General features: G+C 71.6%; 10 protein-coding genes. 5 read left to right on the top strand and 5 right to left on the bottom strand.

Annotation, left to right across the window (positions count from 1 at the left end):
- The first annotated feature begins 147 nt into the window (after window positions 1-147).
- From AC07N1_RS04070 to AC07N1_RS04050, 5 genes are all read left to right on the top strand, one after another.
- Window positions 148-663 (top strand): RNA polymerase sigma factor, encoded by a 516-nt coding sequence (locus AC07N1_RS04070; protein WP_494670638.1) that lies wholly within the window; start codon window positions 148-150, stop codon window positions 661-663.
- Window positions 664-750: 87 nt separating this feature from the next.
- Window positions 751-1,698: a FecR family protein gene (locus AC07N1_RS04065; RefSeq protein ID WP_494670637.1), complete on the top strand. Its 948-nt coding sequence runs from the start codon at window positions 751-753 to the stop codon at window positions 1,696-1,698.
- Window positions 1,699-1,812: 114 nt separating this feature from the next.
- Window positions 1,813-4,182 carry a TonB-dependent receptor gene (locus AC07N1_RS04060; RefSeq protein ID WP_494670636.1) on the top strand — a complete coding sequence of 790 codons (2,370 nt, stop codon included), beginning with the start codon at window positions 1,813-1,815 and terminating at the stop codon, window positions 4,180-4,182.
- 106 nt (window positions 4,183-4,288) lie between these two features.
- The gene (locus AC07N1_RS04055; protein ID WP_494670635.1) at window positions 4,289-5,119 is read left to right on the top strand and encodes a glycosyltransferase family 2 protein; all 831 of its coding nucleotides are present in this window, start codon (window positions 4,289-4,291) and stop codon (window positions 5,117-5,119) included.
- Window positions 5,116-5,871 (top strand): polysaccharide deacetylase family protein, encoded by a 756-nt coding sequence (locus tag AC07N1_RS04050; protein WP_494670634.1) that lies wholly within the window; start codon window positions 5,116-5,118, stop codon window positions 5,869-5,871. The genes AC07N1_RS04055 and AC07N1_RS04050 overlap by 4 nt, the downstream gene beginning before the upstream one ends.
- Window positions 5,872-5,877: 6 nt before the next feature.
- On the opposite strand, the gene AC07N1_RS04045 is transcribed toward AC07N1_RS04050, so the two are convergent.
- The 5 genes from AC07N1_RS04045 to AC07N1_RS04025 form a co-directional block, all read right to left on the bottom strand.
- Window positions 5,878-7,299, bottom strand: a complete 1,422-nt coding sequence (locus AC07N1_RS04045) for a virulence factor family protein (RefSeq protein ID WP_494670633.1) — start codon at window positions 7,297-7,299, stop codon at window positions 5,878-5,880.
- Window positions 7,300-7,371: 72 nt separating this feature from the next.
- Complete coding sequence (gene mprF, locus AC07N1_RS04040) at window positions 7,372-9,963, bottom strand: bifunctional lysylphosphatidylglycerol flippase/synthetase MprF (RefSeq protein ID WP_494670632.1); 2,592 nt, start codon at window positions 9,961-9,963, stop codon at window positions 7,372-7,374.
- The gene (locus AC07N1_RS04035) at window positions 9,956-10,546 is read right to left on the bottom strand and encodes a DUF1003 domain-containing protein (protein ID WP_494670631.1); all 591 of its coding nucleotides are present in this window, start codon (window positions 10,544-10,546) and stop codon (window positions 9,956-9,958) included. The genes mprF and AC07N1_RS04035 overlap by 8 nt, the downstream gene beginning before the upstream one ends.
- 93 nt (window positions 10,547-10,639) lie before the next feature.
- A complete protein-coding gene (locus AC07N1_RS04030; protein WP_494670630.1) occupies window positions 10,640-12,001 on the bottom strand; it encodes a HAMP domain-containing sensor histidine kinase in 1,362 nt (453 codons plus the stop codon).
- Window positions 11,998-12,681 carry a response regulator transcription factor gene (locus tag AC07N1_RS04025; RefSeq protein WP_494670629.1) on the bottom strand — a complete coding sequence of 228 codons (684 nt, stop codon included), beginning with the start codon at window positions 12,679-12,681 and terminating at the stop codon, window positions 11,998-12,000. The genes AC07N1_RS04030 and AC07N1_RS04025 overlap by 4 nt, the downstream gene beginning before the upstream one ends.
- Between the last annotated feature and the right edge of the window lie 28 nt (window positions 12,682-12,709).

Below are 12,709 nucleotides of genomic sequence, written 5' to 3'. Positions count from 1 at the left end.
CGGCTGGATCTCGGCTCCGAGATGCATATTGCTTGCATCGGCGGGATGTGGTGGTGAAAACGGACGTCGCCGGGTGCATCCCGTAGCGGGTGAATCGGAAAAAGAGCGGGGAGGTCGAGGCTGTCGTCGGTCCAGCGAGCGCCGTCGTTGCTGGCGCTTTACGAGGAAAAGCGCCTCAATCTCGTGCGCCTCTTCACCGCTCGACTGCGTTCGCGGACCGAGGCGGAAGATCTCGTTCAGGAGCTCTATTTCAAGGTCTCGGCGGTCGAGGGCGACGCAGCCTCCGCCGGCGGCGGCGCGGCCTTGCTTTATCGCATGGCCGAGAACCTGATGCTGGACCGCCTGCGCAGCGCCCAGCGCGGCCAGGCGCGGGACGAGCATTGGCGGCGCCTGCAGGGCGCCGAGGTCTCGACCGGCGGCGATCCGTCGGCCGACGCGCCCTCGGCCGAGGCCGTGGTGGAGGGGCGCCAGCGCCTGGCCATCGTGCTGGGCGCCCTGGAAGGCCTTCCGCCCCAGGCCGCGCGCGCCTTCCGACTGCACAAGCTGGACGGCCTCAGCCATTCGGAAACCGCCGCGGCCATGGGCGTGAGCCGCAGCGCGGTCGAAAAGTACGTCAGCACCGCGCTGAAAGCCGTCGCCAGGAGCCTTCATGAAAAATCGTGACGCGGCATGCGGGTTTTTTGGAGGTGATGGCGCGACGGTGACGTCTAGTGGATGGGCGAGCGTCGATGGGCGCGGGGACGGAGTGGCATGAGCCTTTCGCGAAGGGACATGGATGAGGCCGTCGATTGGCTGGTTCGCCTGCAAGGCGAAACGGTCACGGCCGACGACTGGCTGGCCTTCGACGCCTGGCTGAGCGCCGCGCCGGAGCACGGCGAGGCGTATGACGCCGTCGCGGCCCAGGACGAGGCCCTCAAGCGTCTGGCCGAGCTTTCGCCGCCTGCCGCGGTCACGCGCCTGCGTCCTCGGGTCTCCCGGCGCGCCTGGATGTGGAGCGGCGGCGCGGCCCTGGCCGCCGCCTTCGTGGCCGCGGCGGTGCTGGCCCCTGGGTTCGTAAACGCGCCGGCCGGAACGGTCTATTCCACCAGCACCGGCGAGCGGCGGACGATCGCGCTCGAGGACGGCTCGCGCATCGAGCTGGCGCCCGGATCGCGCGTGACGGTGCGCTTCTCGCGGGGGGAACGTCACGTGGACCTGGGCGACGCCCAGGCCTTTTTCGACGTCGCCAAGAACCCGTCGCGTCCCTTCGTCATCGCCGCGGGCGACACCCGGGTGCGCGTGGTCGGCACGCGATTCGACGTGCGCCGGCGCGACGGCCAGGTGACCGTGGGCGTCGAGCGGGGCCTGGTCGACGTGTCGCCGGGCCATCAGAAGACCTATCGCCTGGTTCCCGGGCGCGCCCTGAGCCATGCCGAGGGCGAGACCGGGGCCAAGCTCGGCGATCTGGCTTCCGGCGAGGTTTCGGCCTGGCGCAACGGCCGCCTGATCTATCGCGACCGGTCGCTGACCGAGGTGGCGGGCGACCTCAACCGCCTGTTCCGCAAGCCCGTCCGCATCGTAGGCGCGAAGGCCGGCGAGATGCGACTTTCCGGCGTGTTGATCGTCGACGAGCAGGATGCCATGGTCTCCCGCTTGGCCAAGCTCCTGCCGCTCGAGACCACGGTCGCCGAAGACGCGATCGAACTTCGCGCGCGCTAGCGCCGCCAGGACTTTCCAAGGCGGGCCCCGCGGGGCCAGGGGTGCGGCGTCGACATGCAGGGGGCAGGGGGACGAATGGCGCGGCCGTCATGGCCGTCGCGACTCGCTCGCGCCTTGCTGGCGTCCGCCGCGATCTCGGGCCTTGTCGCCGGCTCCGCCGCGGCCGCCGACCTGAACCTGCACATTTCGTCCAAGAACCGCAGGGACGCGCTCATAGACTTGGGCGTCCAGGCCGGGGTCAGCCTTGGCGGCGCCTCCAACTGCACGGGCCGCGCGCCGGCGCTCGAAGGCCGGATGAGCCTGCGCAAGGCGCTCGAAAGCCTGACGGCCGGCGGCGGCTGCGATTTCCAGATCATCGACGCGTTCACGGTCAGGGTCGTCGACCGCGCCGCGCCGCCCGCGCCGCCCGCCGCGGCGCGTCCTTCTGCGCCGGCCGAGGCATCGACCCAGGTCGACAGCGTGGTCGTCAGCGCCACCAAGCGCGGCGCGCCTCTGAACGCCGCTCCCGGCGGCGTCAGCGTCGTGCATGGCGAGCGCCTGCGTGAACTCGACGCGGTGGACACCACCGGGGTTTCTCTGCGCACGGCCGGCTTCCTGACCACCAACCTGGGCGCGGCGCGCAACAAGATCATGCTGCGCGGCCTGTCGGACGGGGCCTTCACCGGCCGCACCCAGCAGACGGTCGGCACCTATCTCGACGACGTCCCGCTGACCTACAACGCGCCCGATCCGGACCTGCGCCTGATCGACGTCGAGCGGGTCGAGGTGCTGAGAGGGCCGCAGGGCGCGCTCTACGGCGGCGGTTCGCTGAGCGGCATCTACCGCATCGTCACGCGCCGGCCCGAGCTGGACGCCTGGTCGCTGGAGGCGCGCGCCGTCGGCGCGTCGACCGAGTCCGGCTCGGCCAGCGGCAAGATCGAAGCCGTCGCCAACATGCCCCTGGTCGCCGACCGTGCGGCCCTGCGCCTGGCGCTCTTCGACGACGTCGACGGGGGCTATGTCGACGACGTGAACCTGCGCCTGTCGAACGTCGATCGCACGACCCGCAAGGGCGGCCGCCTGGCGGTGACGGCGCGGCTGAACGACGCCTGGACGCTGGACCTGTCGATCGCCGCGCAGGACCTGGCCTCGAACGACACGCAGTATACGACCCCCGACCTGGGCGGTCATCGCCGCGCCAACCAGGTGCGCGAGACGCACGGCAACCGCTTCCGCGAAGCCGCCGCCACCCTGACGGGGGCGGGCGACTGGGGGCAGTTCGAGTCGTCGACCGGCTTCGTGCGCCACCGCTACGCCAGCCGCTACGACGCCACCGCCGCCGTCGAGCAGATGAGCGACACGGCCGTCGATCTCGGCATGTTCGACGAAGGCAGCGACGTGCGCCTCTGGGTCGAGGACATGACCTGGACGTCGCCGTCCGACCGGCGGCTGACCTGGCTGCTCGGCATCTACGGCCTGGTCGGCGAGGAGCGCAGCCGGGGCGAACTGCGGGGCAGCACCACGCGCCAGACCCTGCGGCTGTACTACGACGAAACCCGCGTCGATCGCCGCCGCGAAGGCGCGCTCTATGGCGAGACGACCTGGGCGATCGGCCGGGGCTGGTCGGCCAGCGCGGGCGCGCGGGCCTTCGACAGCGAGGTGCGCACGGTCGCGTCGATCATCGCGCCTTCGCCGGGCCGGTCGCGCGACTTCGACAGGCAGACCGGCTTCTCGGGCGTCTCGACCAAGCTCTCGATCCAGAAGACCCTGAGCGGGGGAGGGATGATCTACGCCCTGACCTCGGAGGGCTATCGCTCGGGCGGCTTCAACTCTGGCGGGCTGACGCCGCCGTCGTCTAGCCTCGACCACTTCTCGCCCGACCATCTGCGCAACTACGAGGTCGGCGCCAGCCTGCGGCCGCTGGCCGGGGCGGTGACCCTGCGGGCGGCCCTGTTCCACGACTTCTGGCGCGACATCCAGACCGACCAGTATCTGAGCTCGGGCCTGTCCTACACGGCCAATGTCGGCGACGCGCGCAACACCGGCCTGGAGCTGGAAGGCCTGGCGCGGCTGGGCGCCGGCTGGCAGGTGCAGGCCAACGCCCTGCTGAACCGGCCGCGGATGGTGCGCATCGCCCCCAGCTTCGCCTCGGTCAAGGACGCGGCCCTGCCCGGCGTGCCGGACCTTTCGGCGGGGGCCACTGTCCGCTACGAGCGGCCGTGGGGCGCGCATCGCCTCGTCCTGACGGCCGACCTCAACTATGTGGGCCGCTCGCGCATGACCTTCGATCCGCGCTATTCGCCGGAGATGGGCGGCTACGTCACCGGTCGCCTGGGCGGACAACTGCACGGCGACGACTGGCGGCTCGGCCTGGCCGTGACCAACCCGGCCAACACCTCGGGCGACACCTTCGCCTACGGCAACCCGTTCTATTTCGGCCAGGTGCGGCAGGTGACGCCGCTGCGGCCGCGCACCTGGACGGTGGAACTCGCCAAGGCCTTCTGACGTTCTTTAGAGTTATCTCGCGTTTTCCTTGAGGGGGTGTTCGCCCGGCGCCGTCTGACCCATGACGGATCTGCGACATGGCGGATCCGATCGGGGGAACTAACCGATGATCGCACTCTCGGGCCTGGTCTGTGCGCACAACGAGGAGGCGCGCCTGGCCGAATGCCTGGCCGCCTTGTCCTTCTGCGACGAGATCGTCGTGGTGGCCGACCGCTGCTCGGACCGTACCGAGGCCATCGCCCGCAAGATGGGCGCGCGCGTCGTTTCGGGCATCTTTCCGGTCGAAGGCGCCCGCAAGACCGCCGGCGTCGCCGCCTGCCGCGGCCAATGGGTGTTCGAACTCGACGCCGACGAAGGCGTGCCGCCGGAGCTGGCCCGCGAGATCCGCGCCGTCGTCGACGCGGCCGACAGCGCCGACTGGTACCAGGTGCCGGTCGACAACTATATCGGCGAGCGACTGGTGCGCCGGGGCTGGGGCGGCTCGTTCGGCGCCTCCTCGGTGGCGCGCCTGTTCCGCAACGGCGTCAAGACCTGGAAGAACGATCGCGTGCACCCCGGCACCGTGTTCACCGGGGAATTCGGCGGCCGCCTGCACGGCGCCATCGCCCACAAGGTGGACGACGACCTCCCCGACATGATCCAGCGCCTGAACCGCTACACCGACCTGCGCGCGCAGGACCTGGCCGAGAAGGGCAAGGTCAAGGGTCTGGCCGACGACGCGTTCCGCGGGGTGCGCCGGTTCTTCAAGTGCTACGTGTCGCGCCAGGGCTACAAGGAAGGCGATTACGGCTTCGCGATCGCCCTGATGGCCGCTCTTTATCCGCTGCTCTCGAACCTGAAGGCGCGCGAGCTGATGGCCGCCCGCCGCACGGTGGTGGTCAGCGCCGAGCCGTCGAGCGGCTCGACCGCCGAACTCGTCCTCGGCCAGGCCGGATGATCGATCGCCTGCTCATCCTGGCCATGCTGGGCCCGGAGCTGGCGCTGTGGCGCCGCGCCGGCCGCCGACCCGTGGTCTGGTGGCGCGACGACGACGCCCGGTGTCCCGGACCCGCGCTGACGCTGCTGCTGGCCCTGTCGGCCCGCCATGCCGCGCCCCTGACCCTGGCCGCCATTCCCGACGGCGACCTGCCGGCCCTGGCGGCCGCCTGCGCCCGGACCTCTGACGTCGAACTGGCCATCCACGGCTTCCGACACGAGAACCGCGCCCCGGCCGACCAGCCGTCGGGCGAGGTGGTCGACGGCGACAGCCTGGCCGACGTGACCGCGAGCCTGGACGTCGCCCTGGCCGCCTTCGGGCGCGCGGGAACGCGGCCCGTGCTGTTCGTGCCGCCCTGGAACAACATCCACCCGACGCTGGAGACGGCCCTGGCCGCCCGCGGTCTTGGCCTTTCGGGCTATGACGGTCCGATCCTGCCGGACGCCGCGCCGCCGCGCGTCGACGCCCATCTGGACCTGATGCGCTGGAAGCCGACGGCCCGGTTCCGCGGCGCGCGCCGCTTCCTGGACCGCGCCCGTCGCCTGCTGGCCGATCGCCGTCGCCGGCAGGCCTGGGACGAGCCCGTCGGCCTGCTGACCCACCACCTGGACCATGACGAGGCCGCCTGGCGGTTCCTCGAACTGATCCTGCCGGTGCTGCGGCCGGTCGCCCGCCCGTCGCTGCCGTTTCGCGTCGTTTCCCAGGCCGCCTGATCCGGGTCAGCCCTGCAGGCCCGCCGCCTGGCTCAGGGCGCGGCCCACGGCGTCGTAGTCGCCGTTGAAGTGATGGTCGCCCGGCAGGCCGATCTTGCGCACCTCGGCGGGGAAGGTCGGGCAGGCGTCGCCGTGCTCTTCCGAGCCGTAGACGCAGACCACCTTCAAGTCCTTCAGCGAGGCCAGCACCGGCGCGATCGGATAGCTGTCCTTGGCACCGACATCGAGCCAGTCGCCGGGGTGGAATTCCAGCTCGCCCGTGGAGTCGGTTCCCAGCAGGGCGACGACGCGGACCTGGCCGCGCAGGTCGGCGGGCAGATGCTGGACGATGATCGGCAGGGCGTCGGCGCCGAAGGAATAGCCGGCCAGGATCACCCGCTTCTTGCCCCAGGCCGCCTGGTAGTGGCGGATCACCGCGGCCAGGTCGTCGGCCGCGGCCTGCGGCGTCCGACGGCTCCAGAAGTAGCGCAACGAGTCGTAGCCGACGACCGGCACGCCGGCCTTCACGAAACCTTCGGCCAGACCCCGGTCGATGCCCGCCCAGCCGCCGTCGCCGGAATAGAACACCGCCAAGGTGTCGCCGTTCGACGCCGTCGGCACCTCGACCAGGGGCAGACCGGCCAGCCGCGCGGCCGAAGCCTGCGGCGCGGCGGGGGAGACGGGCGCGATCGTGGCCAGGGCCTGAGCCGGTGTCGCCGCTATGCGGCCCTGCGGCAACCGGCCGACGAAGTCGCGGATGCTCGCCGCATCGGCTTGGCCGACGATGACGAACGGCGTGCTCAGCTTCGGGTTCGGGGCATAGGCGAAGCCGCCTTGCGGCGCCGTCGCATGGACCAGTCCGCCGTCGCCGGCCAGCAGCGGACGGGTCGTGGCCAGGTCGGCGCTGAAGTCGAGGCCGGTGCCGCCCTGGAATATGCCGGTGGGCGATTGCGCCAGCGTGCCATAGGCCAGCGCCGCGCCGTCGCCCTGGCCGATCAGGATCGGGCGGTGATAGCCCGAGAACTTCAGGGCCTTCTGGGCGGCCTGGGCCAGTTCGGAGAAGTCGCCAGCTGGATAGAGCCCGTGGCTTCCGGCGGCTTGCTCGGCGGCGGGCAGGAAGCGGCGCAGGTCGACGCCGACCACCGTCGCGTCCTCGGCGGCCAGGCGGCGGGCGAGGTCGGTGAACTGGGGCGTCCACCCGGCCTTGTCGGAGATCAGGATGACGAACCGGCCAGGCTCGGCCGTGCGCCGATAGATCGTCACCACGCCGAACGAGCCGTAGCGGTAGGGCGTCTCGGTGAGCGGACCCATGGGGACGGGCTGGGGCGCAGGCGCGGCGACCGGCGCCGCGTCGGCGGTGGCGGCGAGCCGGCCGTGCAGTACAAAGAAGCCGCCGGCGCCCAGGACCAGGGCGGCGCCGGCGCCCAGCAGGATCTTGCGGATGGACATGGGGGAGGCTCTCTCGAACGTGACTGCGAGGCTGTTGTCCCAGGCCCGGCTGTCGCCGGCCTGCCGCCGACCTTACGGATTTGTGAGGGAGGGCGGTTCGCGGCCGATCAGGCGGGTGGCGTCGATCAGGGCCGGCGCCAGGCCCGACGGCGGGGCGGCCAGGTAGCGCGGCGTCCAGACCGGATCGAACTTGCTCTTGAAGGCCCGCAGGCCCTCGAAGCCGTAATAGGCGCCGCCGCGCCGGGCGATCTGGCGTCCGACCTTGTGCCAGAAGGGCGCGAGCCTATGGTCGACCAGGCCCGACAGCGGGGCCATGCCGAGATTGAACCAGTCAAAGCCCCGGGCCTTGGCCCACAGGATCAGTTCGACGAACAGGAAGTCCATGACGCCGCGCGGCGCCTCGGCGACGTGGCGCATCAGGTCGATGGAGGCCTCGGTCTCGCCGCCGGTCCAGATGTTGGCGAAGGCGACGATCTCGTCTCCCTGCCGAACCAGCGCGATCGGATCGTGGCGCAGCACCGCGGCGTCGAACCGGCCCAGCGAAAAGCCCTTCTCGCGACCGCCGTGGTCGCGCAGCCAGGCGTCCGACACCGTGCGCAGGCGCGCCAACAGGTCGTCGGCGATCGGCGGCTGGACGACCTCGAAGGTCAGGCCCTCGCGCTGGCCGCGCGCATGGCTCTGGCGCAGGTTGCGGCGCGCGCCGCCGGCCAGCTCGAAGTCGGCCAGGGGCACGCGGGCCTCTTCGCCCAGCTTGATGGCCGACAGGCCAAGGTCGAGATAGTCGGTGATGCGCTCGCCGCTGGCGTGATAGGCGACCGGCCGGGCGTCCTGGCGGTCGGCCAGTTCGCGGAACTTCCAGAGCAGGGCCTTGCCGGCCTCGCGGTCGCCGACCGGATCGCCCAGCATGATCAGGCTCGCGCCCTCGGCGCCGTACATCAGAAAGGCCGAGCCGTCCTCGGCGGCCAGGATCGCCTTGTCGCCGGTCAGGGCCAGGCGGGCGGTCGTATCGGGCGAGGCCGCGACCAGCGGGCGGATCGCTTCCAGCGCCTCGCGCAGGGCGGGGCGGGCCTCGGCGTGCGGCAGGCGCGCCAGCCGCCAGATGCCGCCGGCGAAGATCAGCGCGCCCAGGAAGGCGATGCTGCGCATGAAGCGGGCGTGGTCGGCGTGATAGCCGAAATGGGTCAGCAGCCGGGTCTCGAACGGCGCGCGCTCGTAGATCCAGGCGCCCAGGGCGATCGAGCCGACGAACACCGCCAGCACGCCGGTCGCCAGCCACGGCGCCAGGGAGTCGCGTTCGATCGCGCCGCGGCGGGTGAACAGGCGTCCTGAGGCGAAGATGGCCGCGGCCAGGGCGAGCGCCACGCAGGCCGGCGCGAAGTCCAGGCCGCGCAGCAGGGCGGTCGAGGCCGCGAGCAAGGCCACTGGCATGGCCGCCAGTCGCGCGGTCTGCAGCCGCCGGAACAGGCCCAGCGACAGCACCATCAGCGCCAGGCCGCTGGCCAGCGAGATCAGGTGGCTGGTCTCGACCACGATCAGCGGCACGACAGACTTCAGCAGGCCCAGGCGGTCGGTGGGGATGCGGCCGACGGCGATCAGCACCAGGGCCCCGCCCAGCACGAAGGAGACGGCGGCGATGGCGGTCGGCCCCGTCGCCCGCCAGGCGCGGCGAACGGCCAGGAGCGCGCCGCGCGCGCCGGACTCCAGGCTCAGCAGCAGGCCGGCGGCGAGCAGCAGCGGGCCGATATAGTAAAACAGGCGATAGCCGACGAAGGCGGCGGTCAGGGCCGCGCGGTCGAGGTTGGGCAGCAGGGCCAGCATCGCGCCTTCGAACACGCCGACGCCGCCGGGCAGGCCCGAGAACAGCCCGGCCGCGGTCGAGACCGCATAGGCGCTGGCGAAGGCGGGGAAGGGCGGCGCAGCGTCGCCGACCAGCAGCCAGACCAGGGCCGAGGTCGCGAGGTTGTCGGCCACGCCGATGACCAGTTGCGCCAGGCCCCAGGTCAGCGGCGGCAGGGTGAAGGCGCGGCCGAAGATCCGCAGCGTCCCACGCTGGGTCGCGCAGGCGACGAGGTAGGCGGCGGGAAAGCTCAGCAGCAGAACACCGACCGCGTGCGCCAGCCCCGGATGCAGGCGCAGCGTCGCGAAGGTCGCTGCCGGGGCTGTCAGCAGGCTGACACCCGCGAGGCTGGAGAGACCCAGGGCGAAGGAGACGGCGCAGTAGAGCGTGGTGCGCGCCACCTTGCCGACGTCGGCCCCATGGCGGCCGTAGAGCCTCGCCCGGACGGCCCCGGCCACGATCGGGGTCAGGCCGATGCTGTTGGCGAAAGCGTAGGCGATGAACGAGCCGGGCAGGCCCACGCGCAGCGGCGCCTTGACGCCAGCCCAACGCAGACCCAGCTGCTCGTTGGCCGCCAGGAGGCTGTAGCTGAGCGCGACCAGCCCGCCGGCCATGGCCAGCCGGGCCGCGCCCCAATCGTGCATTTCGCGGCCGATCTCGGCCGGCGACAGATGATGCAGCTCGCGCCAGAGCACGAAGGCCGCCGTTGCCAGCAGGGCGATCGGCAGCAGTCGCGAGAGGATCGTCCTTAGCGTATCCGCACCCATGGCGGGCAGGGGAGCGGCTTTCGCGTCCGGGGTAAAGGCGGTTTGCGCGACGTCAGACACGGGCGACCTCTTCAGCGGCGGCTTCGGCCCGGCGGGCGGCTTCGGCGGCCTGCTGACCGAGCACGATCAGGTGGGCGGTCATGTCGGCCAGTTCGCGCGTGCGCAGGGCGTCGAGCTTTTCGTGCAGGGCCATGATCTCGAGTTCGGACTTCAGGTTGACCTCGTAGTCGTGTTCGGCCGCGGCGCGATCCTTCGAGGCCTGGCGGTTCTGGCTCATCATGATGATCGGCGCTTGTACGGCCGCGACCATCGATAGGATCAGGTTGAGGAAGATGAAGGGGTAGGGGTCGAACGGGCGCAGGCCCATGCGCGGCAGGACGCCCGCGTTCAATCCCGCCCACAGGACCAGGAAGAAGGCGAAGCTGATGATGAAGCCCCAGGAGCCGCCGATCTCGGCCACGCGGTCGGCCAGGCGCTGACCGAACGACATCGCCTCGTCGGTCTCGTCGGCGATGTTGCGGGCGATGGCGGCGCGGCGGACGATCTGCAGGATCACCCGGCGTTCCTCGGATTCCAGGTCGCGAAAGCCGTGGCCCAGCAGGCGGCGGGCTTCGGCGTCGAGTTTCTGGATGGCGTCACGCATGGCCTTGTCCCCTCTGCTGTCGTGGACGACGAGGGGCTTGATCGGCCCGGCGTCTCACCGGGACTTGGCGTGAACCTGGATTTTCTGTGAGGTTCAGTCGATCGGGGCCGCGGGCAGGTCGAGCACCACGCGCAGGCCCGGATGGTTGTCGCCCAGGGTCAGGCGGCCGCCGTGCAGCTTGGCGCAGGCCGCGGCGATGGCCAGGCCCAGGCCCGAGCCCGGCGTGCCGCGCGTCTCGTCCAGCCGGACGAAGCGCTCCAGCACGCGGCCGCGCTGGGCGGCGGGCACGCCTGGACCGCTGTCGGCGACGACGAGGCGAGGGCCGCCGGTCTCTCCGGTCTCCAGCGACAAGGCGACGCGGGCGCCGTCGCCGGCGTAGCGGGCGGCGTTGTGCAGCAGGTTGCCCAGGGCCTGACGCAGGATCAGCTCGTGGCCGACGAACGGGACAGGCTGGTCGGGCGCGGTCACGGCCAGGCTCTGGCCCGCGTCCTCGATCACCGGCTCGAAGAGGTCGCCGATGTCGCGCACGATCTCGGCGAGGTCGAACGGCGCCATAAGGTCGCGCGACAGGCCCGTTTCCGCCCGGGCGATGTCGAGCAGGGCGCTGAAGGTGGCCAGCACCTGGTCGCACTCGGCCTCGGCTTCGGCGATCAGCGCCAGGCGGCCCTCGTGCGGAAGGTCCTCGTCCAGGGCGCGGTTGAGCGCGCCGCGCAGGCGGGTCAGCGGCGAGCGGAGGTCGTGCGACAGGCTGTCGGTGACCGTGCGCATGCCGGTCATCAGTTCCTCGATCCGCGTCAGCATGGCGTTGATGGCGACCGCGAGGTCGTCGAAGACGTCGCCCGCGCCGGCGATCGGCGCCCGGGCACCCAGGTCTCCACCGGCGATGTCCTCGGCCGCGCGGGCGATGCCCTCGGCCCGGCGCATCAGCAGCCTGCCAAGCAGCAGGGCCGCGCCGGCGACGATGACCAGGCTGACCAGCAGGGTGGCGGCGACCGCCGACACGATCGCCCAGTGGAAGGCGCGGCGGTCGGCGAGGTTCTCGTAGATCACCAGCGTCCCGCCCACCGACATCGGCTGGACCAGGATCTCGTAGTCGGCGTCGCCGATCGCGCGCACGCTGTAGCCGGGTTCGGGCAACTGCTCGGCGGTCAGCAGGCCGGCGCCGCCGACGCGCCGGCCGTCATTGTCGAAGGCGGCGTAGTCGAAGGCGCCGCCCTCGCTGCGCGTGCGGCGGTCCAGCGCCCGGGCCATGGCGGCCAAGCCGTCCTCGTGGGCGAAGGCGACGAAATAGTCGCGGGCGGTCTCGGCCACCAGATGCTGGCGGCGCTCGATCAGCCGCTCGCCGGCGAAGTCGACGAGGATCAGGCCGATGCTCATGGCCAGCGCCACCGCCCCGGCGACGATCAGCGCCAGGCTGGCCGGCCTGGCGCCGCGGACGGACGCGCGGCGGCTCAAGGCGCTTCCGACAGGCGATAGCCCGAGCCGCGCACGGTGTGGAGCAGGGGCTTGTCGAAGCCTTCGTCGATCTTCTTGCGCAGGCGGCTGATGTGGGTGTCGATCAGGCTGGTGTGCGGGTCGAAGCGATAGTCCCAGACCTCTTCCAGCAGCATGGTGCGGGTCACCACCCGGTCGCGGTGACGCAGGAAGTATTCGAGCAGCTTCAGTTCGCGCGGCAGCAGCTCCAGCGTCCGGCCGCCCCGGCTCACCCGCCGCGACAGCAGGTCGAGCGTCAGGTCGCCGCAGGCCAGGCTGGTCTCGACCGGTTTGGCGCCGCCCCGGCGCATCAGGTTCTCCAGACGCGCGGCCAGTTCGGCGAAGCCGAACGGCTTGGTCAGGTAGTCGTCGGCCCCCGCGCGCAGGCCCGTGACCCGCTCGTCCAGGTGGGCCAGGGCGCTGAGGATCAGGATCGGGGTCTGCACGCCGGCGGCGCGCACCGCCTTGGTCACCGACAGCCCGTCCATGCCCGGCAGCATGCGGTCCATCACCACGGCGTCGAAGTCTGAGCTGCTGGCCATGTAGAGGCCGTCGCGGCCGTCGGCGACGTGCTCGGCGGTGAAGCCCGCCTCGCGCAGGCCCTTGAGGATGTATTCGGCGGTGTCGGCGTCGTCCTCGACCACCAGGATCCGTCGGCTCATCTATGCTCCTTGGACGAAGGTCCAGAGT

The sequence above is a fragment of the Caulobacter sp. GW821-FHT09B11 genome, assembly GCF_059418205.1.
Note: the sequence above shows the minus strand (reverse complement) of the source record. Positions and strands in the feature narration are given on the sequence as shown.